The sequence below is a fragment of the Exiguobacterium sp. s125 genome (assembly GCF_018618605.1).
Lineage (GTDB): Bacteria > Bacillota > Bacilli > Exiguobacteriales > Exiguobacteriaceae > Exiguobacterium_A > Exiguobacterium_A oxidotolerans.
This window is the reverse complement of sequence record NZ_JACSMI010000007.1, coordinates 114,027-137,838: the sequence shown is the minus strand read 5'-3', so window position 1 is coordinate 137,838 and position 23,812 is coordinate 114,027. Positions and strand designations below refer to the sequence as shown.

General features: G+C 49.1%; 21 protein-coding genes. 6 read left to right on the top strand and 15 right to left on the bottom strand.

What is annotated here, in order from left to right; translation table 11 throughout:
• Positions 1 to 240: 240 nt before the first annotated feature.
• A complete protein-coding gene (locus tag KNQ05_RS14230) occupies positions 241 to 1,173 on the top strand; it encodes a class F sortase (protein WP_214802868.1) in 933 nt (310 codons plus the stop codon).
• A gap of 44 nt (positions 1,174 to 1,217) precedes the next feature.
• On the opposite strand, the gene KNQ05_RS14225 is transcribed toward KNQ05_RS14230, so the two are convergent.
• The 7 genes from KNQ05_RS14225 to KNQ05_RS14195 all read right to left on the bottom strand — a co-directional run bounded on the left by KNQ05_RS14225 (position 1,218) and on the right by KNQ05_RS14195 (position 10,017).
• Positions 1,218 to 1,808: a hypothetical protein gene (locus KNQ05_RS14225; RefSeq protein WP_214771831.1), complete on the bottom strand. Its 591-nt coding sequence runs from the start codon at positions 1,806 to 1,808 to the stop codon at positions 1,218 to 1,220.
• Between the two features lie 14 nt (positions 1,809 to 1,822).
• Entirely contained in the window at positions 1,823 to 2,887 is a 1,065-nt protein-coding gene (locus KNQ05_RS14220; RefSeq protein ID WP_088837948.1) for a YheC/YheD family protein, read from the bottom strand.
• Between the two features lie 12 nt (positions 2,888 to 2,899).
• The gene (locus tag KNQ05_RS14215; protein ID WP_088837949.1) at positions 2,900 to 3,493 is read right to left on the bottom strand and encodes a class D sortase; all 594 of its coding nucleotides are present in this window, start codon (positions 3,491 to 3,493) and stop codon (positions 2,900 to 2,902) included.
• Complete coding sequence (locus KNQ05_RS14210) at positions 3,490 to 5,136, bottom strand: hypothetical protein (RefSeq protein WP_214802871.1); 1,647 nt, start codon at positions 5,134 to 5,136, stop codon at positions 3,490 to 3,492. Before KNQ05_RS14210 ends, KNQ05_RS14215 begins: the two co-directional genes overlap by 4 nt.
• 83 nt (positions 5,137 to 5,219) lie before the next feature.
• Positions 5,220 to 8,144 (bottom strand): adhesive domain-containing protein, encoded by a 2,925-nt coding sequence (locus KNQ05_RS14205; protein ID WP_214805822.1) that lies wholly within the window; start codon positions 8,142 to 8,144, stop codon positions 5,220 to 5,222.
• Positions 8,145 to 8,462: 318 nt separating this feature from the next.
• The gene (locus KNQ05_RS14200) at positions 8,463 to 8,786 is read right to left on the bottom strand and encodes a winged helix-turn-helix transcriptional regulator (RefSeq protein ID WP_088837952.1); all 324 of its coding nucleotides are present in this window, start codon (positions 8,784 to 8,786) and stop codon (positions 8,463 to 8,465) included.
• A gap of 73 nt (positions 8,787 to 8,859) precedes the next feature.
• Positions 8,860 to 10,017 (bottom strand): AI-2E family transporter, encoded by a 1,158-nt coding sequence (locus KNQ05_RS14195; RefSeq protein ID WP_088837953.1) that lies wholly within the window; start codon positions 10,015 to 10,017, stop codon positions 8,860 to 8,862.
• A 229-nt stretch (positions 10,018 to 10,246) separates the two neighbouring features.
• On the opposite strand from KNQ05_RS14195, the gene KNQ05_RS14190 reads away from it, so the two are divergent.
• Entirely contained in the window at positions 10,247 to 12,793 is a 2,547-nt protein-coding gene (locus KNQ05_RS14190; protein WP_214767749.1) for an ATP-binding protein, read from the top strand.
• Between the two features lie 181 nt (positions 12,794 to 12,974).
• Positions 12,975 to 13,835 carry an NAD(P)-dependent oxidoreductase gene (locus KNQ05_RS14185; protein WP_214771010.1) on the top strand — a complete coding sequence of 287 codons (861 nt, stop codon included), beginning with the start codon at positions 12,975 to 12,977 and terminating at the stop codon, positions 13,833 to 13,835.
• Between the two features lie 57 nt (positions 13,836 to 13,892).
• Here KNQ05_RS14185 and KNQ05_RS14180 read toward each other — a convergent pair whose 3' ends face one another.
• Positions 13,893 to 14,675, bottom strand: coding sequence for a flagellar hook-basal body protein (locus KNQ05_RS14180; protein WP_214805820.1), 783 nt, complete (start codon positions 14,673 to 14,675; stop codon positions 13,893 to 13,895).
• A 15-nt stretch (positions 14,676 to 14,690) separates the two neighbouring features.
• Positions 14,691 to 15,479 carry a flagellar hook-basal body protein gene (locus KNQ05_RS14175; protein ID WP_088837957.1) on the bottom strand — a complete coding sequence of 263 codons (789 nt, stop codon included), beginning with the start codon at positions 15,477 to 15,479 and terminating at the stop codon, positions 14,691 to 14,693.
• Between the two features lie 151 nt (positions 15,480 to 15,630).
• Between KNQ05_RS14175 and KNQ05_RS14170 the strand changes: the two genes are divergently transcribed.
• Entirely contained in the window at positions 15,631 to 15,852 is a 222-nt protein-coding gene (locus tag KNQ05_RS14170) for a hypothetical protein (protein ID WP_088837958.1), read from the top strand.
• A 42-nt stretch (positions 15,853 to 15,894) separates the two neighbouring features.
• Here the strand turns inward: KNQ05_RS14170 and KNQ05_RS14165 are convergent, their stop codons facing one another.
• Entirely contained in the window at positions 15,895 to 17,091 is a 1,197-nt protein-coding gene (locus KNQ05_RS14165; protein WP_088837959.1) for a multidrug efflux MFS transporter, read from the bottom strand.
• A gap of 245 nt (positions 17,092 to 17,336) precedes the next feature.
• Between KNQ05_RS14165 and KNQ05_RS15715 the strand changes: the two genes are divergently transcribed.
• Together KNQ05_RS15715 and KNQ05_RS15710 are read left to right on the top strand one after the other, a co-directional pair.
• Entirely contained in the window at positions 17,337 to 17,642 is a 306-nt protein-coding gene (locus KNQ05_RS15715; RefSeq protein WP_251132525.1) for a hypothetical protein, read from the top strand.
• 116 nt (positions 17,643 to 17,758) lie between these two features.
• A complete protein-coding gene (locus tag KNQ05_RS15710) occupies positions 17,759 to 18,106 on the top strand; it encodes a hypothetical protein (protein ID WP_251135102.1) in 348 nt (115 codons plus the stop codon).
• 71 nt (positions 18,107 to 18,177) lie between these two features.
• Here the strand turns inward: KNQ05_RS15710 and KNQ05_RS14155 are convergent, their stop codons facing one another.
• The 5 genes from KNQ05_RS14155 to mreB form a co-directional block, all read right to left on the bottom strand.
• On the bottom strand, positions 18,178 to 19,101 hold the full coding sequence (locus tag KNQ05_RS14155; protein ID WP_088837960.1) for a siderophore ABC transporter substrate-binding protein: 924 nt from the start codon (positions 19,099 to 19,101) through the stop codon (positions 18,178 to 18,180).
• 20 nt (positions 19,102 to 19,121) lie between these two features.
• Positions 19,122 to 19,880 (bottom strand): iron ABC transporter ATP-binding protein, encoded by a 759-nt coding sequence (locus KNQ05_RS14150; RefSeq protein ID WP_214802880.1) that lies wholly within the window; start codon positions 19,878 to 19,880, stop codon positions 19,122 to 19,124.
• Positions 19,877 to 20,824, bottom strand: coding sequence for an iron chelate uptake ABC transporter family permease subunit (locus KNQ05_RS14145; protein WP_214767755.1), 948 nt, complete (start codon positions 20,822 to 20,824; stop codon positions 19,877 to 19,879). Before KNQ05_RS14145 ends, KNQ05_RS14150 begins: the two co-directional genes overlap by 4 nt.
• Positions 20,811 to 21,767, bottom strand: a complete 957-nt coding sequence (locus tag KNQ05_RS14140) for an ABC transporter permease (protein ID WP_214767757.1) — start codon at positions 21,765 to 21,767, stop codon at positions 20,811 to 20,813. Before KNQ05_RS14140 ends, KNQ05_RS14145 begins: the two co-directional genes overlap by 14 nt.
• Before the next feature lie 968 nt (positions 21,768 to 22,735).
• Complete coding sequence (gene mreB, locus KNQ05_RS14135) at positions 22,736 to 23,716, bottom strand: rod shape-determining protein MreB (RefSeq protein WP_088837964.1); 981 nt, start codon at positions 23,714 to 23,716, stop codon at positions 22,736 to 22,738.
• Positions 23,717 to 23,812: the final 96 nt, after the last annotated feature.

The window sequence follows — 23,812 nt, the reverse complement described above, 5'->3', positions numbered from 1 at the left end:
ATGGACGGTACACCAGGTTCAATGCCGAACACAGGTAACGGCGGCATGAGCGACACAAGCAACAACGCAACAACAGGTGCACTCGCACTGTTCGGTCTTGCACTCGGTGCAGCTGGAATCGTCGTTGCACGCAAACGTCAAAACGCATAAGAAATCGGGTATACTAAAAAGGATAGCGCCCTCGGCACTATCCTTTTTCTTACATAGAGAGGTCTTCCTCTCGGAAAGGAGTGACGTGTTTTGAAAAAATGGTTATTCCCGATCAGTATCGTCCTGATGCTCGCTTCAGTCGGCACACTGATTTTCTTATTATTCGGAAACACGAGCGACACAGAAACGAACATCACGCAAGGTACGGCTGATTCACAATCCGCGGCTTCTTCCGGGACACAGGAGGATCCACTCAAACCATCCGAAATCTTTAAAAAAGAATTTAAGACCCTCTCAACCAATGAAGTCGAACTTCCGAAGACATTGACGATCGACGCCCTCGACGTTAAAACGAACATCGAACAAGTCGGTCTCGATAAAAAAGGAGCGATGGGGACTCCGAAAAATGAACAACAAGTCGGGTGGTATAAATTCGGACCACGACCAGGGGACGTCGGAAATGCCGTCATCGACGGACATACGGATACAAAAACCGGTCCTGCCGTCTTCTACAAGCTGCATGAACTTAAAAAAGGTGACGCTATTAAAATCAAAGATGAATCTGGACGCCTGCTCGTCTTCCGCGTCAAGAAACTCGTCGAGTATGATCATCTCGATGCCCCACTCGAAAAAATCTTCGGTGCTGCCGACACCCGTAACTTGAACTTAATTACGTGTATCGGTACGTACGACCAAAATGCAGGGACGTACGACAACCGTCTCGTCGTGTTCACCGAGCTTGATGAGAAAGCATCCGATCCCGTCAACACACCACCAAAACCAGCCACCAACGTCCGCATCAGCGGTGGCTTCGTGAACTGGTATGCTTCAAAAGACGATGAAGTCGTGACGTATAACATCTATCAAGAACAAGATGGAAAACGGAAAAAACTCGGTTCAACGGAATCGATTGAACGGAAAGCGTTCCCGCTTCCGGAAGATGCGACAGGTCGCTTCATCATCACAGCCGTCAATAAAGCAGGCATCGAGTCACCAGAAGCGTTTAGTGTCACGCAAAAATAAACACAACAAAAAGATCTTACGTTCAAATCGAGCGTAAGATCTTTTTAGTCTGTACTTTCGTCCAGGGAAATCCGTAATTGTTTATCCCCGGACGCCGTCTCATAAAATACATGGAGCCGCCCCGGTCTGATTTTCGTTTCCGTCGTCGGAATGAAGACAATTCCGATTCGTTCTTCCCCACTCTGATACGTTCCATTTAATGCATTAAACTGATCGGCGATCGTCACGATACGCCCATCTGTTTCGTATTCTCCGAGCTTCGGGGCGATCTCAATCGAATCGGCGGATTGATTTTTGATTTTGACGGTAATCGCGAGCAGACGATTCGCCTCACCACCGACCTGTAGGACTTTTTCTTTTTGAACGTTTACAAGCAAGAGCGGTGTTTGACGGGTCGCGTCCATCCGCTTGACGGCAAGCGTCTTGAGCGAGAGTCCGGCCATCTCGTAACTGACGCCAATCCGGTCTTCCCGATCAAATTGTTTTAGCTGGGCTTCCGTGAGACGCAGGCTCGTCCGGTCCGTCTGCGGCTTCGGTTCGTCCGCCTCGAAAAAACCGAGCAACGGGACCATGAATTTCGCAAGGATGATGACGACGAGCGCCGCCGTCATCAAATAAAACAAGAACGTCTTCACACGTCACCTCTTCTCTAAGCGCGCACCCGCTGTTTCATCCAGCCCGCCTTCAATCCATTGCTGGCGGTGTACGGTTGCTTCGCTAAAAAATCACAGTACTGAATCGCTAAATATTCTGCCTGGAATTCAACGTAACGCGTCCCCGGCAGACTGTTTACTTCATACAGATAAATCTTCCCGTCCGCTCCAATCCCGACATCGATGCCGAGCGCATCGAGCGGGTAATCATAAAACGACTCGAAATATGCCGGGAAGCGACGGGCGAACAACACAATCTGCCGGGAAATTTCTTCGTGTTGCTCCGGATAGTTTTGCTTCATGAAGATATCCATCCGCGTCGTCGAAAAGGCACCGTGACTCAAGTGACTAACGGACTCTTGCTTGTTGTTACTGACAAAAGGAAAGAACTTGACGAGCTTCCACGTTCCATTCGCCCCTTTTGCGACATGGATCCGCATACAATAGGAATGTCCGTGGATGGTTTCCGAAGCGATGAACGGTTGGACAATCATCGGGTTCCGTTGAATCTCTTCTTCGATACGGTCGATCAATTGTCCTGTCGAACAGGTGTTACTTTGTAAAAGATAATCGAACGTATACTGATCCGGGCCGACCTGTTCAATCGTATAAATCCGTTGCCCTTGCTTGCCGTTAGCCGGTTTGAAAATAATTTTCCCGTACCGTTCCAGTAGAGCGATCAAATCCTTCCCCGCACGAATCCGGTGCATCGGAATCAAATATTGTTTGAACGTTCCGTCAGCCGCAAGTTTTTTCAGGACGACGTTTTTGTTGCCGATCCGGTGTGTCGTAAACGGAATCTCGTCGGCCAAGCGCGAAAAGATGTCTTTTTGCTCGTCCGTCAACGGTAAGTGATTGTAGACGACATCCGGAAATTCGCACAAGCCGTTATGCCAGCGGTCATCCAAAAAGTGCATCCCCCGAATCATCCGCTTCTCAAAGTCGATATCCTGCGGCCGGAAGAAAAACGCTTCAATCCCCATCGATGCTGCGACGACACAGGCGATTTTATCACGAAATTGTGGTTTATCGTTCAAGCGTAATATGCCGATTCTTGTCATGTCCGTCTCCCCCTACTCAATCGGTTCTAAGAAAATCAAATAGCGTTCCGTACTGTTCGCAATGTTATAAAACGGGTAACAGGTCGAGATGACGAGCGACTCCGTTCCTGTCGCTGCCAAGACGCGTGTATCTTCATCGTCGACGATTTCACTCGACCGCATGACATAGCGGTATGATCCATCCGCCAAATAGAGTTCGACCTCATCACCCGGTTCGAGCTCACTGATTTTTGAGAACGTCGTATCGTTATGCCCGGCGATGAAGATTCGGTCACCCTGTCCAGGAAAAGCCGTGTCCGGGTGGTGCCCGACTCCTTTCGCAAGCGTTTTGTCCGTTACCCCTTCGAGGAGCGGTAATTCCATGTCGAGCGATTTAATGCTTAAGAAACCAAGCGTCTCGCCTTCTTTAAACGTGACCGGCACCGCCTCCGTGTCCGTTGCCTCTGGTTCAGCCGTCTTCTTCTGTTCCTCCGCCTCCACGACAACGGCTTTCGCCTTTTCCAGTTCGGTGGACAACGTTCGATCAATCGTGAATTTCTGATATCCGACGTAACCTAACAGGAGAACACCGATGATGAGCAAGAGTGTCGAGACGTGTCGTCTCATCCTTTTACGACCTCCTCCTGACGGATTTGTTCGAGTGCACGACAGTACCCGGAGATATTATGCTCGACATCATCAATCCGGACGCGGAAGGAGTGGTGACGGATGTAGAAACTACCGAGTATGCGCTCCGGTACTTTCATATACATCGCGACTTCCGGGTAGTAAAAACCAGTCAATTGATACTGCATCCGGCGTTCAATCGTCGCTTCGAGCCAGTCGAGCGGAAACGTCGTCAATAAGTCCGTCTGCCCGTCCGCTTGCATCCGGCCGATCATCTCGCGGGCCGCCAGCATCAACTCAAGAAACGTCGGATACGTCGTCTCGCGGTGATGAATGAAATCAAGCTTTTGTTCGACATTTTGAAGTCCGAACCGATAGTACCGTTCATCCGGGACATACTTCGTCAGTTCATTGACGCTGTAGCTGAGCCAGTGGTCATGTTGCTTCCAGTAATCGTGCGCGATAAAGTAGTCGAACGCTTGCGTCACACTCGTCAACCACTGTTCTTGTCGATCGAGCTCGTATAGACGAAGCAGCGCAAACGTCGCTTCACCTTCGTAATAGATAATCCGAAACGCCTCTTTCAGTGCAAGCGACGGATACGATAACACATGGTTGAAGTTGCCTGCCGGCTGCTGCAACCCTACAATTCCGTTCGCAAGGGCGCGGCACAGCGCGAGTTCGCGACGCGACTTGAACGTCGTCATGTATTTCGTCAACGCTAAGATCGCCGCGGCATTGGCGCCGAGCTTAATTTCCGCATCCTGCTCCCAATCGACGACATAGGCCGATTCGTTCGGTTGAACGATCAAGTGCTCGATGAGATAGTTTTTCGCGCGATCGATTGCGTGTTGAAGTGTCACGTCCGGTCGGACTGCATACGCTTCAATCATCGAGTAAAGTGTACTCGCATGCCGTAAGCTGTTGTAAAATTGAATCGTTTTGTCAAAACATGAAAAGTAACCATATATGAAGCGGCCATCCGCCTGAACTTGGCGAGCTAAGTAATCACTCGCTTGCGTGACGACCGTTTTGATTTCAAAGGGAGTGGTGCGTGGAGAGGCTCTGATTTTTTCCACTGTCCCTGTCGTTTCGATGACGATCGGCTCCTCTTCACTGAAGACGCTCGTCGTCTCAAACAAGATACAGCTCGTTTCATCCGTAAAGATGAAGCGGGGTATTTTTCGACGCTGCTGTTCAACATATCGTGTCATGTTCTTCAAATTCACCCGGAGTTCCGGCGTGTCCTTGTCCGGCGTCAACATCGCATTCCCATTTAGTTCTTCTTCTAAAAAAGCACACGTGAAGCGAGCATCAAAAGCGATGCCTCTTCGAAAATAATTCTTACGTGTTGCACGAAGTTGATCGTTTAATTCTGCGAATGAACAAAAATGAAAATTCTTTGCAACATCTACTTTAATCCAGTCGTAGTCGACGGGATGTTCAAGTAAGAAGTTTTTGATTTTTTGAAAGATACTCGCCATTCGTTTCCCACGAAATGTATGGACCCGTGCACGGCGTTTCTTCGTCCCGACTGATAGAAAAACGGTGAGGCGTTGATTTAAAAAGTAAGTTGCCTGATCTTCTTTCATTAGCGCGAAAACTCGTTCTTCGATTCGTTCTATCCGGTTCATCAATTCCATCCGAAGTCACCCCTTCAAAAATAATGAAAATTGCAGCAGAGAGTTTCCCCTCCGCTACAATGACTGTTATTTAATCGGTCTGCTTATTGCTGGGGACGGCGACGGAATAGTTTTGCAAACAATCCGGTTACTACCGCCAACATACCCATCATTGAAACAAGGAAAAGATTTTCTGATGTGTTCGGAAGCTTACTTGCAATCGGTCGGGTTACCGGTTTCGAAAGTACAGACGCTTTTTTCTGTACAACCCCTAAGTTCGACGGCATCGTCGGTTTACTGATCACTCCCGTATTGATTGGACGGGTTGGTTTGTTTGTTGGTGCTGGAACAACAACATGGTCTTGATCTTTATCCCCGTCTTTATCGGCATCGGCATCGGCATCCGCATCCGCGTCGGCGTCGGCATCCGCATCGGCGTCAGCATCGGCATCCGCATCCGCGTCAGCATCGGCATCCGCATCGGCATCGGCGTCCGCATCGGCATCAGCATCCGCATCAGCATCAGCATCGGCATCAGCATCAGCATCGGCATCGGCATCGGCATCCGCATCGGCATCGGCATCCGCATCTGCGTCCGCATCCGCGTCGGCATCGGCGTCCGCATCGGCATCCGCATCGGCATCCGCGTCAGCATCGGCATCCGCATCCGCATCAGCGTCCGCATCGGCATCAGCGTCAGCATCCGCATCAGCATCCGCATCCGCATCGGCATCCGCATCAGCATCCGCATCGGCATCCGCGTCGGCGTCAGCATCCGCGTCAGCATCGGCATCCGCGTCAGCATCGGCATCGGCGTCAGCATCCGCGTCGGCATCCGCATCCGCATCGGCATCAGCATCCGCATCTGCATCTGCATCGGCATCGGCATCCGCATCCGCATCAGCATCCGCGTCGGCGTCGGCATCCGCATCGGCGTCAGCGTCAGCATCCGCATCGGCATCCGCATCCGCATCCGCATCGGCGTCGGCATCGGCATCCGCGTCAGCATCCGCATCGGCGTCCGCATCGGCATCCGCATCCGCGTCGGCGTCCGCATCGGCATCCGCATCCGCATCGGCATCCGCATCGGCATCGGCGTCAGCATCCGCGTCGGCATCGGCATCAGCATCGGCATCAGCATCCGCGTCAGCGTCCGCATCCGCATCAGCGTCGGCGTCAGCATCAGCATCGGCGTCAGCATCGGCATCCGCGTCGGCGTCAGCATCGGCGTCGGCATCCGCATCCGCATCCGCATCAGCGTCCGCATCCGCATCCGCATCAGCGTCCGCATCAGCGTCGGCGTCGGCATCCGCATCGGCATCCGCATCCGCGTCGGCATCGGCATCCGCGTCGGCATCAGCGTCAGCATCCGCATCCGCATCAGCATCCGCATCGGCATCGGCATCCGCGTCGGCATCAGCGTCAGCATCCGCATCCGCATCAGCATCCGCATCGGCATCGGCGTCCGCATCGGCATCGGCGTCGGCGTCTGCATCGGCATCAGCATCCGCATCGGCATCCGCATCCGCATCGGCGTCGGCGTCAGCATCAGCATCAGCATCAGCATCAGCATCAGCATCCGCATCCGCATCAGCATCAGCGTCAGCGTCAGCATCCGCGTCGGCATCAGCGTCAGCGTCAGCGTCCGCATCGGCATCCGCATCGGCGTCAGCATCCGCGTCGGCATCGGCATCAGCATCAGCGTCCGCATCCGCATCCGCATCCGCATCCGCATCAGCGTCAGCATCCGCATCAGCATCGGCGTCAGCATCGGCGTCAGCATCCGCGTCGGCGTCAGCATCCGCGTCAGCATCCGCATCGGCGTCGGCATCCGCATCAGCGTCCGCATCGGCATCGGCGTCAGCATCCGCGTCGGCGTCGGCGTCAGCATCGGCGTCAGCGTCCGCATCGGCGTCGGCGTCCGCATCGCCTTCTTCATCAAACACAATCGTCGTTTGACCATCTAAATCACTTAATAACTCAGCATCAATCACTGTAGTACTGACGGCTGATCCCGTAACGACAATTTCACCATCAACACCCGCTGGCTTGTCGACGAGCACATTTAAGTCGACCGTCGTCGGTCCAAGAACCTGAACGCCGACTAGTTCATTCGATAAGTTGACCGTATCGTTCGCGACTGCTGTTAGTAAGCCATTAACAGATGGTAACAACTCTTTTACAGGAGTTAGCACAAAGTTCAGTGATGATCCTAATATTCCCGTCAATTGAAGATTCGTAATTGCATCCACTAAGTCTTGTAGCGCTTGTTGCACTACTTGCTGGACTGCAGTTTCAAGATGTTGTCCTAATCCATCGCTGAAATTGACAACGATCGTGCCATCAGCATTGACAGTCACCGGGGCCTGCCCATTGTAGTCAAGCAAATCAGACAATGCTACGTCCAAATTATTGAGTGCAGCCAACGCATCTTCTAGTTCATTTAATCCTTGGACATTTAAAAGCGGGCTTGTCAGCGGGTTGTCTAAAATTATGTCAATTTCAGTGACCAAATCTCCGACAAGGCCATTGACACTCGTCGTTAAAGGATCAAGTTGACCTTTAAGCGTCGGCAAGTCTTCCAGTGTGATTGGCAATAGTTCTACGCTCACGTCGGCATTGCCGTTCGCCGTCATTTTGCCCGCGAGATCCGGAATATTAAAGACGGCGACACGTTCTGGCGACAAAATTTCTGCATCGGCCAATCCTCGGCCCGTTAAACCAAGTGCTAAATTATAATTTTCTAATTGTTCTGTTAAATTCGCTCGGACTTGTACATCTGTCAATAATTGTACATCCGCTAGACTCACTCGATTTACTGGAGCAAGTGCTAATGAATTTTTAATGGATGAGGCAAATTGTTGCTGTTGCGGCTGAAACTTTTTTTCAGATGCTTCTGTCTTGGTGTAAGTAAATGAAATTGGGGATAGTGCCAGTGAGGAGGCTGTGAGTAGTTTGATCAAGCGTTTGGTGTGGTTTCTGTGGTGTCGGTTCATCTTCTTTCGGAAATCAGGCGTTTTCTTGTTCATTTGAACACTCCTTTTCTTGAGAAAAATTACCTTACACCCATCATTATGCAGGGTTTTACTAATAAAAAATACATTTTTTTACAATTGTAATAGAAGTATAGTACCTAATATCTAGTATTTTTAATGCTTAATTACCTCTAAAAATATAAATTAAAGCCGTTTTTATTTTCAATCTCTTAATTTATATTGTAATTTTATTTCATTACTTAATATCCCATAAAAATCCATATTCATTTAAGAGCCTTTTATACCCATATAATTTCCAGAAAATAAAAAAAGGTCATCCTCAAGCTGATAGCTCGAAGATGACCTTTTTTATTAGAAGGTAATGTGTTGTTTACTCCATTTGATGGACTCTTTAAATTGTCTGATTAAATCTTCTGCTGGAACTGTCAAAAAGTAAGCTAATCCATCAACTTTTTCTGACATTTGCTGAATCACGAGTCCATCTTCAATCAACTCTTGAAGTTGCTCTAAAATCTGACTGTGTGACTGATCGATTCGCTGTTCAATCTCACCAATCGTCAGCGCCCCATCCCGTAAAATGTAGATGACGCTCGACTTTAAGCTGTTCTCGAAGTTATGCTGAAACTTTTGCAGGGCTAATAAATCGGCTTGTTCTTCTGTTTGACGTTGATCCATCTGTCACTACCCCTTTCCTAACACATCAGACTGCTTCTTTAGTATGAAGGAACGACGTTAATAATTCAAAAAGTCATTCTTTTTTTGTGATGATGGTATCGAACGTCTTTTCCTCATCCGTGATGACCATCTTCTTTTGTGTCCGGAGATGGTAAAGCCGTTGCAAGTTAAGAATGATAACTTTCATGACGGCATAAAACGGAACCCCGAGTAGGACCCCGAAGAAGCCGGCGATGTTCCCGGCGACAAGCAGGACGATGATGATCGTCAACGGGTGAACATCAAGCGTCCTTCCTTGAACGAGTGGTGACATGATGTGCGAATCGATTTGTTGCGCGACCGTCATGACAATGATGGCATAGATTGCAAGAATCGGATCCTGGATAAACCCGACGATCAAGGCCGGTATGACACCGATGACTGGTCCAAGAAACGGAATGATGTTCGTCAATGTCGCGAACATCGCTAACAAAATCGCATAGTCAATGCCGATGAAGAGGTATCCGATATAGGCGATGATTCCGACACCGATACTAACGATGACCTGTCCCCGGATATAGCTCATGATCGTTTCATGGACATCTTCTAAAATTTTCTTCGTTTCTTTATGAAATTCAAACGGCATCATGTTAACCAGATTGCCTTTTAGCTTATGACCGTCTAACAACATATAAATCAACATGATCGGAATGATGATGATTGTGATGACGGTCGTCGTGATTAAGCTGACAAACCCGCCGACCCCTGCCCCGACATTTTTTAAGAAGGATGACGCGTACTCGGAGAGATTCGTCGAAAATTTATCGAACAAGTCATCCGGTCCCCCAACGAAGCGAGAAAAGATACTGCTGTTTTCAAGCTGACTCCGGACTTCGACGAGTTGACGCTGAAATTCCGTCGCGAGGTTCGGAATCGAATTGACGAATTCGCTGATTTGTGTTGATAAGGACGGACCAAAGATAAATCCAAGCGCCGTCATAATCCCAATCAATCCGAACAAGACGACCATCACGGCCGGACGCCGACTCATCTTCTTCTCAAGCATCTCGACGATCGGCAAAAGGACGTAATAGAGAATCCCGGCGATTGCGAGTGGCGGGACGACCATTTGCCCGAGTATGGCGAGTGGGCGAAATAAAAAGGTCACGTGATTGCCGACCCAGACGATGACGAGCAGTGTCATGACCCACCATGCGCCACGATACCACTTGTTTTCAAACATTTTTTGCATTCTGTCACTTCCCTATGCGTAATAATGATAGCTTTCACTCAGTTAGTTTTCCTTTATCCGGCTGCTTCTAATCCTCCTGAAAAAAAATAAGCTGGACCGTCATCTAAATATAATATTTTTTTTACATCTTTGCGTGTTAAAATTTGATGACTGCTAACAAGCAGAGTAAAATCTACATATGTCTTCACACATTTACGTACATATACAAAAGAATATGGAGGATTCGAACGTGAAATGGATTAATCAAAAGATTGGTCGACAATTGATGTTTGCTTTTTATGCAGTCTTTATCGCACTCAGCATCACATCCGCTATCGTCTATACGTATACTGAACAAAAAATCAGTCAAACCGATGCGACATTCGATGACTTACGTGAACGAAGAACGAATGCGAACGCGTTGGCATACGAATGGTCCGCTGCACAGAGCAATGTAAAATCATACCTCTTGTTCGGAACACCGGCGATGCTCAATGCCGTCAAAACAAACCAAGATGAAATCAACCGCTTGACGACCTGGTTCGAGCAAAACGCCATCTATACGCAAGGCGATCAATACGCAACTGCGACACGAAACTTATATGACGATTATTTCGGTACTGCCGTCCCCTTGTTACGTCAATACGTGGAACAAAAACAGGAAGGCTCAGTCGACGAGCAGTTCGTTGATCCGAAAACGCTCGCTTCGCTTTCGAACGGGAGCGAATTATTCAATTCTGACGGAACGCTAAAAGGCTCAAACAGTCAAATTGACGGTGAAGCCGATACGGCTGGAATCGAAGCCTTGCTGACAAACTATTTAAACCTCATTCAGACTGAAGAAGATGAAGCAAAGGCCAGCCTGCTAAATGAAATGCGCATCGCCCAGTTCATTTGGCTGTCAAACCTGCTTGTCCTCGTCATCATTCTTGTCTTACTCGTCCGCCCATTCATCAACCGGGTGACGAAACAAATTAATTCGTTGTCTCGGGACAGTGCACAACTCGCAAGTGGTGAAGACGTCAAAGAACTTCCCTTACCGAGACGACGCGATGAATTACATATGTTAACCGCATCCTTCAATCAAATGGCAGCATCGATTGCGGATAATAAAGTCCATATGCTGGCGAAGAATGAAGAGTTGCAAGCACAACAAGAGGAACTCGTTGCGCAGCAGGAAGAGCTGCAGGCGCAGCAGGAAGAACTCGAAGAAGCACTCGAAATCACCCTGCAAAGCGAACAACATCTAAAATATCGTAATGAACTGACGGAGACGCTCGCATCCCGCGAAACATTGACGGCGTATCCGGAAATCATCGAGAAGCTCGTCTCAATCACCCATTCGGAAATCGGAGCCTTGCTGTTCCTCGATCAACACGATGTCCGCTCGACGATTGAATACGGGATGACCCCTGATATGGTCGAACAACTGATCCACGAAGATCAATCGTTGTTCCACCGGGCGCGTGTCTTAAAACGTCCGGTGCACTCGTCTAAACAGGTCGCACACGAAAGTCCGCTTCCGTATCCGTACTACATGTATGAAGTCGCCGTGCCGATCCTTGATCCGAATGAAGAAAAAATCATCGCCTGCATCTATCTCGTCCGGTACCGTGACGCCTTCACGCCGGAGCAGATGAGCGATATCCTTTCCTTCTCGCACCAGCTCTCACTTTCGTTGATGCGGATGGGAATTTACGAAAAAATGATTCATGAAAAGAACAAAACAGGACAACTGTTGAACTCGATCCGGGAAGCCGTCGTCTACATCGAACATGAATCAGATGAACTGCTCGTCAACGAACCGTTGATGAAGCTGTTCCCGGAAATTCAGACGGAACATCAGGATGAAAGTAATCTTTCCTCTTTCCGTCAAGCGATGTCCGCCTTGTCTTCCATCATCGATGAAGCAGAACCGTTCGAACAATACATCGAACAAATCGTCGAGCAGAACTTGCCGAAGGATAGTCTCGTCGTCTCGATTCGCGCGCGCAGTGCCTATATCCAAATTTACGCCGAGAGGATTCAAATCAATAACGTTTGGGTCGGAACGATGCTCGTCTTACGGGATGTCACGAAAGAAACGGAGTCGGACCGGATGAAAGAAGAGTTCGTCTCGACCGTCTCGCACGAACTTCGGACTCCGCTCTCATCAATTTACGGTTTCACGGAATTGATGCTCAACAAATCATTTGAAGAAGAACGTCAGCTAAAGTACTTGCAGACGATTCATTCGGAAACAGGTCGCCTGACGACCCTCGTCAACGACTTCCTCGACGTCCAGCGTATGGAATCGAGTGAGCAACGTTATCAGATGTCGACGTTCGACATCGTCGAACTCGCAAATGACGTGACCGACTTCTATGGTGCCTCGCATACGACACATACGTTAGTGTTCGCAGGTAACGGACCGATCATGATTGACGCCGATAGCGAAAAGATTAAACAGCTCTTAAACAATCTACTCAGTAACGCCATCAAGTATTCTCCTGACGGCGGAACGGTTTCAATCGAAGTCCAGCACCAGGATGGTTTCGCTGAAATCAAGATTCACGACGAAGGAATGGGCATCCCGCAAGAAGCAATGTCGAAGTTGTTCGATAAGTTTTACCGGGTCGACAACTCAGAGACACGCAAAATTGGTGGAACGGGTCTCGGTCTATCGATTTGTAAAGAAATCGTCAAACACCATAACGGAACGATTGATGTTGAATCGACCGTCGGTGTCGGCTCGACCTTTACGATTCGTTTTCCGGTCGCTGTCATTTCCACCATCTTGACGTACGAAACTGAATGAGTCTTTATCCCCGTGTCCACTAAGGCGCGGGGGTTTTTTGACCTGTTCATGTTCAGGTTCCGTCAAGGGCGGGTGAAACACGGTCTGCCGGTAAGAAGAACACCGCTTACGTCGCGTTTAACATAAGGTTCTAAAAGGGAATAGCTAAAGCGACTCTACACATACAGGAGGAATCAGACAGATGCAACTTGGTTGGATAGGATTAGGTCATATGGGTATCCCGATGGCGTTACGCCTTCGCCGTGCCGGACACCCGTTACACGTCTACAATCGAACAGAAAGTAAGACAGCACCGCTCGTCGCGGAAGGCGCAACGTCGCTTCGCTCACCACGCGAACTGGTCGAACAGTCGGACATCATCTTCATCATGCTCGCAGACGGAAAAGCGATTGATCATGTCCTTCACGAAACAGACGGGCTGCTCGCAGGCGACTTGACGGACAAAATCGTCGTCAACTTGAGTACGATTTCGTCCGAGGAATCAACACAGGCAGCGCAACTTATCGAACGCGCCGGTGCCGCCTATCTCGAGTCTCCCGTCTCTGGTTCAGTCGGTGTCGCAGAAGCCGGCCAGCTCGTCATGCTCGTCGGTGGTGACAAACAGACACTTGCGACATGCCGGCCGTATCTCGATGTTCTCGGTAAAGAAAGTATCCATTTCGGTGACCACGGAACAGGCAGCGCAGCAAAACTTGCCATCAATCTCCTGCTCGGCATCGTCGGTGAAGGACTTGCTGAAACGTTCCTGCTCGGAGAAGCGGCCGGGCTCGACAAAGAAAAACTCATCCAGATGATTTCTTTGTCCGGCATGAATACACCACTCTTCCAAGGCAAACAGGACATGTACCGAACAGAGGAGTTCCCCCCTGCTTTCCCGCTTCGGTTGATGGCGAAGGATTTGGGGTTGATCACGGACGCCGCGAAACGGTACACGTTACGTTTACCGCTGGCAGAAGCAGCACATGAACAGTATGAACAGGCGAACACGGGAGACCAAGCCGATTTAGATATGGCAGCGGTCTACCTGAGCTTAAAAAAATGACTCCATCAGAAAGCCGCGCCTTCCGGATTCCGGAAGGCGCGGCTTTTAGCAGATGCGTTATTTGAGTGATGTGACGATTCCCATCATCTGATCGGTCGTCATCAAAGCTTTCGAATTAAACTGATAGGCGCGTTGAATTTGCGTCAAGTTCGTCATTTCCGTCCCCATGTCGACATTCGAGGACTCGAGCGTCCCGACCGTCAACGGGTTCCCTTGAGCATTTTGATATTGCCCGGCCGCCGTATAGAGTCCACCGCCGACATCCGTCAACTCGCCATGGTTCGGAATATCCGCGACACCGATGCGGGCAAGGACACGACGTTCTCCGTTGAGGACACCTGTGATATTGCCATCTTTGTTCAGCTCAATCGCCGTCGCATTTTCCGGTAAGGTAATGGCATCGTTCGCTTGATTGATGACGGAGCGTCCCGCATCATCCGTCAACAACATCTGTCCGTTGCCTTGCGGTGATAACTCAAAGTTGCCGTCCCGCGTGAATTTCGTCACACCGTCTGCATCGATGACACCAAAGAAGTGATGCGGATTACCGAGTGCCGCATCCAAATTCCGTCCGGTCGTTTGAAAAGCACCGACGGTAAAACGTGTCGCTTCGTTCGCGACATACCCACCGACACCAAGACGAAGATCGACCGGCGTCGTCAAAGGACCTGTTTCCAAGCCGCCCGGTGTGTTGCTGATGTTGCGGACGAGTAACTCATTGAACTGTGCATCACGACGCTTGTAGCCGTTCGTGTTCGCATTCGCGAGATTATGCCCGGTCGTATCGAGTTGTTTTTGTAATTGAGCCATCGTACTGGCTGATGTATAAAGTGATTGCATGACTTCCTCCTCCGATTAACGAACGCGACCGATTTCAGAAACAGCTTTTTCAGCCGTCCGGTCGTAAGCTTGAATGACTTTTTGATTGGCTTCGAACTGACGAAGTCCACTGTTCATCTCAGCCATCGTCTGCTCGATTTCGACGTTCCCGAGTTCGAGCACGCCTTGGTCGACTTTGACGTCTCCCGCGGCAAGTGCTGCCGGAGAGCGGAATAAACCGTTGCCTGTCCGCTCGAGTGTTTCCTGTTGATCCGTTACGACAAGTCCAAGGTTTCCGATTGCTTGTCCGTTTCCGTCCGTCACCGCTCCGTCTGCGCTGACAACGAAGTCTTCATTGACGACGTTCAGCGCCTGACCGTTTGCATCAAGGACGAGATCATTTTCTGTCGTCCGGAGCAAACCATCCTGCCCGACGGCGAATTGACCGTTTGTCGTGTAAAGCGTCTCTTCCCCACCTGTCAACGGATCCGTATGTAAGACGGTAAAGAGGGCGGATCCGTCCCGTGAACTGATTTGGAGATCCGTCGCGTTGCCCGTTTCCGTAATCGAACCGAGGGCAAAGTTCGGCGTCGCTGCCTGCATGAAGACACCTGTCGCGAGCGTGCCGACCGTTCCTCTTGATTGAATCCCCGTCCGTTCATTGACGCCTGATTGTTGAATCATCATCTCCGGAAACGTCCGGAGCGATGCTTGATCGGCGCGGAAGCCAGGCGTCCGCGCATTGGCCAGGTTGTTACTTAACATTTCTTGTTGCCGCTGTAACGCCTGCATCGCACCAGACGCCGTGTACATTCCTCGTAACATATGTTTTTGTCTCCTCATTGACTTAATGTTCAATTCTCTTATGTTTAGTATATCGGTCAGGTTCTGTTGAATTATGAGTTTTTTTCAAAAAAAGGTAATGAGAACAATAGTTGAACCGAAAGTCCTAGCTCTTGATTGAAATATTCAAGCCTTGATTCACTTGCCCGTCGATCACCAAATCGAGCTGTCATTACGATTGAAGGATGTCAATCATCCACGGACGATCATCGAACCGCTTGCGATCACGGAACTCGACAATGGACTGTTCCATTATTCTGCCGACTATAAAGTACGTGCCCAGTCCATCCTTTTGATGAAGGCACTCGAACACTCGGAGCAACAAAAACTCGATGACTTCTTTTCGTTGACATGAAAAAAAACGCCTCCCGGTTACTGACCGGAGAGGCGTTCCGTGTTAGGAATGTTTTTTACTGAGTACCGCTGTTTGCGTCCGTTCGAGGACAGCATTCGTGATGACGATCAAACCGGTAAACAGGAACAACGCTTCAAAACCGAAATGACCGGCGATTTGACCACCGGCGAGCGGTCCGAGGAAGTTTCCCATGAATTGGGCCGATTGATTGTAACCGAAGATTCGTCCGGACGCATTGGCTGGTGTGTGTTTACGAAGCAGTGCTTGGACCGATGGCATCAAGGCCGCTGTCGCAAATCCGATTCCCATCCGTAAGACGATCAATTGACTCGTATCTGTGACGAACGCTTGCGGAATCAAGAAGGCGGCAAAGACGAGTAAGGCAACGAACAAGACACGTTCCGCTCCAATCTTGTCGGACAGTCGTCCGAGCCGCTGGGCAGCAATCAATGCCGCAATCCCGGGTGCTGAGGCGACGATACCCGACAGTAACGCCAGTCGTTCCGTTCCGGGACTCAGCTCTCGCACGTAAAGCGAGAGAATCGGACTGATGGATTGCGCTGCGAACTGAATCAAGAACGTCGTCAAGAATAGACTCAAGATGAGCTCCGGATGACGGAGTGATTGAATGATTTCTTTCGCGGAAGCCATTTTTTTGACTTCGAGCGGGACGAATTCTTCTTTGACGAAGAAATATGTCACGAGGAACGTCAAAAATAACGGTACGCTCGTAAAGAGAAAAACGGGTCGAAGCCCAATCATGTCGGCAAGGAATCCTCCAATCAGAGGTCCGAGCAACCCACCGGCAATCCCACCGGTCGACAATGTACCGAGCGCCCAGCCACTTTTCTCTTTCGGGGTTTGAGAAGCAATCAAGGTGATTCCGGCTGAAATGAATCCGGAGACCGCTCCCATGACGAGCCGTAAGAAAACAAGCTGATACACATCTTGCACAAAACTGATTAAAAACATGACAATCGACATGCCGAGGCTTGCCCGGAGTAACATCAATTTCCGTCCTTTTCTATCGGCAAGGCGTCCCCAAATCGGTGAGACGATTGCGGCGACGAGGAACGTTGCCCCGAACGCAATCCCGGACCAGGTCGTAATCTCCTGACGTCCATCGACGCCAAGCTCTTCAATGAATAATGGCAAAAACGGTAAAACGAGACTGAGTGCAGCGGCAGTCAAAAAACTCCCGATCCACACGACGATTAAATTTCTTTTCCACAACGGCATTGTGGCATCACTTCCTTTTTAATGGTAATTCCGAGGTCAAGCAACAACTTCTAATATACACTTCACAATGTGAAATGTCTAGGTTTTGAACTGATGCAATAGTCTCAAAGACTATTGATGGATACCTATTTTAAGCAAACGAACCGATAGTAGGAGTACCATGCAGAAGGAGTGAACACTAGTTTTCTCGTCAGTCTCGTCTGCGTCTCGTTTTTCAGTCTGTTGCTGCCGTCAAGCGCCATACGGTGATGTGGTCGATTCCGGAAGCGAAGTCCATCCCCGTGAAAATCAATCAGCTCGCCAACCGGCAGATGAAGCGTGTCTATCTTCATGTTGCTGTGGAGGGGGACCTGATTCTCTATCGAACATTCGTCGAGGCCGCGCATGCAGCAGGAATTGAAGTTTACTTCCTGTTCGGACAACCACGCTGGATTACGAATGAAGGCGCGACCTTCCGACCGAATGCCGAAGACCCGCTCGCCTGGATTACCCTGTATCAAAGTGAGACGATGCAGCATCCGGATGGAATCAGCGTCGATCTCGAACCGTAGGCCTTACCGGAGTGGACGACGAATCAATCTGCCGTTATCGCTTCTTATCAACGAATCCTGACTGCCTTTCAGGAGCGGGCAACGATGGAAGGGCTACCGCAACTCTTTCTTCCGTTTTGGTTCCTACGGTCACGGATGTCTCCGGACGTCCTGTCAGTGCCTGGGCGATGGATCTTGCAAGCGAAGTGACCTTAATGAGTTACCGGACTGTCTACGGTGGTGGAAACGGCTTATCCGCCATCACGCTCGTCGATACGTTGTATGCGGCAAACTACCAGCACAACCTGTCGTACGCTCTCGAGTTCACGGAACTACCGGAGACACCGAGCATCACCTTTTATGGTCAGTCACGGCAAGCCTTGAACCAACTCGTCAATCAGACGATGAATAGATCCCTCCCCCCGCGTGCCATCGTCTATCATGACTTTGAGGCCTATCAGGCGTTCATGCAAAATACGAAGTGATTGATTGGCAAGATTCTTTCAGCTATCGATGAAAAAAAGCTCAGTCCTTCACGGATTGAGCTTTTTTGCTGTTACAGTGCTGTTTTGATTTCTTCCAACATTTTTTCGATCGATTGGATACCGCCACCAGACAGATACCACACGTCTCCACTCAAGTAGACGACCTTATTATTTTTGACGGCATCGACGTTTTTCAATAATTCATTGTCCATCGCTTGTTTCGCCGTTGCGCCTTCACCGATTGCTTCTCCACGATCGATGACGAAGATGATGCCCGGATTTTTTTTGACGATGTATTCGTACGAGACATCTTGTCCGTGGACGGCTTGATCAAGAGTCGTATCGATTGCTTTTAAACCAAATGCATCGTAAATCAAGCCAAAACGAGAGCCCGGTCCGAACGCACTCATGCTCTTATCCCCTGCGAGCAGGACAAGTGACTCAGGTGCTTCTTTAGCATCCTCTTTGACTGCCGCGATTTTTTCATCTACTTCTTTTAATGCAGCTGTCGCTTCTGCTTCTTTTCCGAACAATTCACCGAGCATGTTGACGTTATCTTTGAACGATGTCATGTAGTCCTGTGTATCGATTCCTACATAAATCGTCGGTGCAATCTTGCTGAACTCTTTATACATTTCCGATTGACGGGCTGAGATCAGGATGACGTCTGGTGCAAGTTCACTGATTGCTTCAAAGTTTGGTTCTTTTAAACTTCCGACGTTCGTATACTGCTCTGCTTCATATTGCTTAAGATAGGCTGGAACGAGTTCTTTCGGTAGACCTGCCACTTCGACACCGAGTTCATCGAGTGTATCGAGTGCACCAAAATCAAAGACGACGACTTTTTTCGGGTCTTTGACGACCTCAGTTGAACCTAATTCATGTTTGATTGTCATTTTTTCGTCGCTTGAAGCGGCTGATTCATTTGTTCCTTTTCCACACGCACCGAGTGCGACGACACAAATTGCAATAACGAGTAAGAACCACTTTTTCATGTTAATTGATCTCCCTTATGTTAAGTATAGTAGAGGCAAATTTTATGATCATCCATCTGTTCCAACGTTAAATCCATTTCATACAGGTTTTCGAGTAACGACTGTTCCATCAATTGCTCTGTCGGACCCGTCGCAACGATTTGTCCTTCTTTCATCGCGACCATCTGATCCGAGTAAACGGATGCGAAGTTCAAGTCGTGTAAGACGACGACGATCGTTTTATCTTCCTCGTCGACGAGCTTCCGGAGTAACTTCATCACCTGGACGGCATGACGCATGTCGAGGTTATTCAATGGTTCGTCGAGCAAGATATAATCCGTATCTTGGGCAATTACCATGGCGATGAAGGCACGTTGCTTCTGACCTCCGCTGAGGGCGTTGATTTGTTTATCTTGCATCTCTTCGAGGCCGACGTATGCAATCGCCCGATCGATTTTCTCGTGATCAAGGGCGGTCAGTCGTCCTTTCGAATACGGAAAACGACCAAACCCGACGAGCTCACGGACCGTCACACGCAGTCCGAGGTGATTGCTTTGTTTTAAAATCGACAGTCGCTTCGCCAAGTCATCTGACGGAAATTGACTGATTGCCGTCCCATCCAGTGTGACGACGCCCGCATCCGCTTTCGCGAGACGGCTAATCATTGAGAGGACCGTACTTTTACCCGCACCGTTCGGTCCGATGAAGGATGTCAATTTACCTTTCGGGATCGTGAATGTCGCCTCTTCGACGACGGTCTTCGTTCCGAACCGTTTTGTGATGTTGTCAATCGTAATCATCGGTCGACTCCTTTCAGCAAGAGATAAATAAAGTAGCTACCACCAATCAAGTTCAAGATGACACTGAGCGTCGTCGAGAAGTTCAAGACGTGCTCGACAATCAACTGCCCCCCGACTAACGCGATCACACCAAGTAAAACTGTCGCGACCGCTAAAGCGTGATGGCGGTACGTCGGGATGAGTTGATAGGCGACGTTGACAATCAATAGCCCTAAAAACGTAATCGGTCCAATTAAAGCCGTTGCAATCGAAATATAGATGGCGACGATGATTAACAGACGTTTGACGATTTTTTCATACGGAATGCCCAAGTTAATCGCATGGTCGCGTCCGAGTGCCAATACGTCGAGGAAGCGGACATACCGCCAAAGCCAAGCCGTATTCAAGACGAGGAGGACTGTCGCTAACATCAATAAGTCCGAATCGACGTTGTTGATGCTCGCGAACGAGCGATCTTGCAACAATTGAAATTCGTTCGGGTCCATCAGCAGTTGAAGGAACGAGGTGATGCTACCGAAAAACGTTCCGAAGACAAGACCGACGAGGAGGAGGAAGTAGACGTTCCGCCCTTCCCCTCGGAACAGCAATTGATACAGCACGATCGCAAAACCGACCATCAAAAGAATCGTTGCGACGAATCGGACTTCGATTCCGACTTCAAGCAGGATTGAGCTGCCGAACAAAAACAAGAGTCCGGTTTGAAGCAACATATACAGTGAATCGAGACCGATGACGTTCGGTGTCAAAATCCGGTTCATCGTCACGGTTTGGAAAATCAAGGTCGAGACCCCGATCGCGACACTCGTGACAAGCATCGCTGCTAACTTTGTAAAGCGCCTTGGAATGACATATCCGAGTGCCCCTTGTAAGTTCAACGTCATATAGCCAACCATGCATAATAACGCGAGGACGCCCAGCCAAATCAACCGTTTACGATAAGCCATAACGATCCCTCCTAAACAAGAGGTAGAGGAACAAGCCACTGCCAATCGTCCCGACCATCAAGCTAATCGGAATCTCATACGGTGCAATCAACAGGCGGCCCGCAATGTCACAGACGAGGACGAACAAGGCACCGAACAGAGCCGTTAACGGTAACGTCTTTCGTAAGTGATCGCCGTACCAAATCGAAATCAAGTTCGGCACGATCAGACCAAGAAACGGAATCACACCGACCGATAAAATCACGGCTGAAGCGATCAATGAAACAATCGCCAGCCCAAGCTGCATGACACGCTTATGGGAGATACCAAGATTTTGTGAAAATTCTTCGCCCATTCCGACAATCGTAAACCGGTGGGCATAACGATAAGCGACGAACAGCAACGGAACAGTTATGTAAAGCAATTCGTAGCGTCCCTTTGTGATCATCGAAAAGTTTCCTTGCATCCATCCTTCTAAGCTTTGCAGCAAGTTAAACCGCAATGCGAGAAACGTCGTCAAGGCACCGACGATACTGCCGAGCATCAACCCGACGAGAGGAATGAAAATGACGTCCTTCATTTTGATCCGTTCGAGAATCCGCATGAACAAGAGCGAACCACCAAACGCAAATCCAAATGAAATGAGCATCTTAATCAGTGGATGTGCATCACTAAAGCCAATCATTGAAACGACGATTCCGAGTTTCGCGAAATCCATTGTTCCCGCCGTCGTCGGTGAAACGAAGCGGTTTTGTGTAATTTGTTGCATGATCAATCCCGCAATGCTCATACCCGCTCCAGCTAATAAGATACTTAAAAGTCGTGGTATCCGACTCATCAAGAACAATTCCCATTCCGTCTCGCTCCAAGATAAAATTTCTGTTAAATCGAGGTCAGCGACACCAACAAACATAGAGCCAATCGAGACACATACGAGGAGGATTCCCCAAATTATAATCGACATCGTAGTCTCCTTATAAAGATAATGATATTCATTCTCATTGAGAACATTCTCATTCTCTCTTTTTTCCAGGCTTTCGTCAACCGTTATTCTGATATTTTTTTTAGAAAGTCTTTTTCGCGGTCACATAAAAGTGCGTTTTTTTGAACAACATTCAGTACAGTGACCTCGTGGGTTTTGAACAACATTCAGTACAGTGACCTCGTGGGTTTTGAACAACATTCAGTACAGTGACCTCGTGGGTTTTGAACAACATTCAGTACAGTGACCTCGTGGGTTTTGAACAACATTCGCTTCTACCACGGTTCGCTTGCTTAGGGGCAAGCGGGAAGCCGCTTCGCTTTTTACAAAAGCTGCAGGGTCTCCCCTTGCTTGCTCGTGAACCTTTTCAAGGTTCACTGATTCCCTCAAGCGTCTCACCGTTTTCGAAGCAAGTTGTTCAAGTTATCCCTATTTCCGTTTAAGGCGCTACATCTTATCGATTGGCGTTCTCACTTCTATGGAAGCTCAGACACGCGTTAACCGATCTGTTCTAGAACGGCATTCGACAGAAACGCACCTGCCTAAAAGATTCGCTTCCCGTGACTCCTACGGGAAAAAGCGCAAGAAATTCTTGCGCTGTCAGAGGCAAGCGAGACCCTGCTACTTATCCGGATAGGATCAAGTAGCAACGGCTTGCGCCTCGCCCGAGGAAAGCACGGGAAGAAAGAATCTTCATCCCCCAACATTCTTGAATCGTTCAAGGCACTGTACTTTGTCTATCTGCAATCTAATCCGATCTGTTCGAGAACGGCATTCGACAAAAACGCATCTGTCTAAAAGATTCGCTTCCCGTGACTCCTACGGGAAAAAAGAATCTTTATCCCGCAACATTCTTGAATCGTTCTCTACGCAAAATAAAAAGAGGTAACCCCCACAATTAAGTGAACGGTTACCTCATCGCTTGACGATTTGTGCCAAACAAACATTTCTTATTTTCCTAAGTTATCGAGCATGATGCCTGTCCCGCGTGCGACACATAACATTGGATCTTCTGCAATCAAGACTGGTAACCCAAGCTCTTTTGCCAACAACTGATCGATTCCGTCGAGTAATGCCCCACCACCCGTTAAGATGATGCCGCGGTCGATGATATCTGCTGCGAGTTCCGGTGGTGTCTTCTCGAGAACCCGTTTTGTCGCTTCAACGATTTCCATCGCTGATTCTGCGAGTGCTTCATGAATTTCCTGTGAGCTGACCGTAATGTTATGCGGCAGCCCTGTGACGAGGTTGCGTCCCCGGATGTCCATCTCTTCCTGACGTCCGTCTTCTGAGACCGTTGCGACCGTCATCTTGACGTTTTGCGCCGTCCGTTCACCGATGATTAACTTATGCCGATCTTTGATTGCCCGAATGATATCGTGATCAAATCGATCTCCTGCAACTTTGATTGTTTCGCCACAGACGATATCTCCCATCGAGAGTACTGCAACATCCGTCGTCCCGCCACCGATGTCGATGACCATATGTCCCGCAGGCATCCAAATGTCCATCCCTGCTCCGACCGCGGCTACTTTCGGTTCGACTTCGAGGAAGACGGTTTTCGCGCCCGATTTTTCTCCTGCCTGACGAATCGCTTTTGCTTCGACCGTCGTGATGCTCGCTGGTGTACAAATCAACATCCGAACGCCACCGAACATGCTGCGGACCTCAATTTTATCGATGAAGTGACGTAACATGGCTTCCGTCATCTCGAAATCTGCGATCACACCATCTTGGAGCGGACGAATCGCGACGATGTTTCCTGGTGTCCGGCCTACCATTAAATGTGCTTCCGTACCTACTGCATGAATTTTGCCGGTCGCTTTATCAATGGCGACGACTGAAGGTTCATCGAGGACAATTCCTCTTCCCTTTACATGAATGACGACATTGGCAGTTCCTAAATCAATTCCGATATCTTTTGAAAACATCTCGCGTGATCTCCTTTACCAGCTGGCTATTATTCCATAATTTAGAACGTCGTTTGGACGTCTAACCCATTTATGTATACATACCTTTCAATTTTA

What these genes read in the sequence shown, in the direction of transcription:
- KNQ05_RS14215 (WP_088837949.1), bottom strand. Translation starts at nt 3,493, where the DNA reads ATGAGACGACACGTCTCGACACTCTTGCTCATCATCGGTGTTCTCCTG.
- KNQ05_RS14205 (WP_214805822.1), bottom strand. Translation starts at nt 8,144, where the DNA reads ATGAACAAGAAAACGCCTGATTTCCGAAAGAAGATGAACCGACACCAC.
- KNQ05_RS14150 (WP_214802880.1), bottom strand. Translation starts at nt 19,880, where the DNA reads ATGATTACGATTGACAACATCACAAAACGGTTCGGAACGAAGACCGTC.
- KNQ05_RS14145 (WP_214767755.1), bottom strand. Translation starts at nt 20,824, where the DNA reads ATGGCTTATCGTAAACGGTTGATTTGGCTGGGCGTCCTCGCGTTATTA.
- KNQ05_RS14220 (WP_088837948.1), bottom strand. Translation starts at nt 2,887, where the DNA reads ATGACAAGAATCGGCATATTACGCTTGAACGATAAACCACAATTTCGT.
- mreB (WP_088837964.1), bottom strand. Translation starts at nt 23,716, where the DNA reads ATGTTTTCAAAAGATATCGGAATTGATTTAGGAACTGCCAATGTCGTC.
- KNQ05_RS14165 (WP_088837959.1), bottom strand. Translation starts at nt 17,091, where the DNA reads ATGCCGTTGTGGAAAAGAAATTTAATCGTCGTGTGGATCGGGAGTTTT.
- KNQ05_RS14175 (WP_088837957.1), bottom strand. Translation starts at nt 15,479, where the DNA reads ATGTTACGAGGAATGTACACGGCGTCTGGTGCGATGCAGGCGTTACAG.
- KNQ05_RS14140 (WP_214767757.1), bottom strand. Translation starts at nt 21,767, where the DNA reads ATGTCGATTATAATTTGGGGAATCCTCCTCGTATGTGTCTCGATTGGC.
- KNQ05_RS14185 (WP_214771010.1), top strand. Translation starts at nt 12,975, where the DNA reads ATGCAACTTGGTTGGATAGGATTAGGTCATATGGGTATCCCGATGGCG.
- KNQ05_RS14195 (WP_088837953.1), bottom strand. Translation starts at nt 10,017, where the DNA reads ATGCAAAAAATGTTTGAAAACAAGTGGTATCGTGGCGCATGGTGGGTC.
- KNQ05_RS14155 (WP_088837960.1), bottom strand. Translation starts at nt 19,101, where the DNA reads ATGAAAAAGTGGTTCTTACTCGTTATTGCAATTTGTGTCGTCGCACTC.
- KNQ05_RS14180 (WP_214805820.1), bottom strand. Translation starts at nt 14,675, where the DNA reads ATGCAATCACTTTATACATCAGCCAGTACGATGGCTCAATTACAAAAA.
- KNQ05_RS14200 (WP_088837952.1), bottom strand. Translation starts at nt 8,786, where the DNA reads ATGGATCAACGTCAAACAGAAGAACAAGCCGATTTATTAGCCCTGCAA.
- KNQ05_RS14210 (WP_214802871.1), bottom strand. Translation starts at nt 5,136, where the DNA reads ATGGAATTGATGAACCGGATAGAACGAATCGAAGAACGAGTTTTCGCG.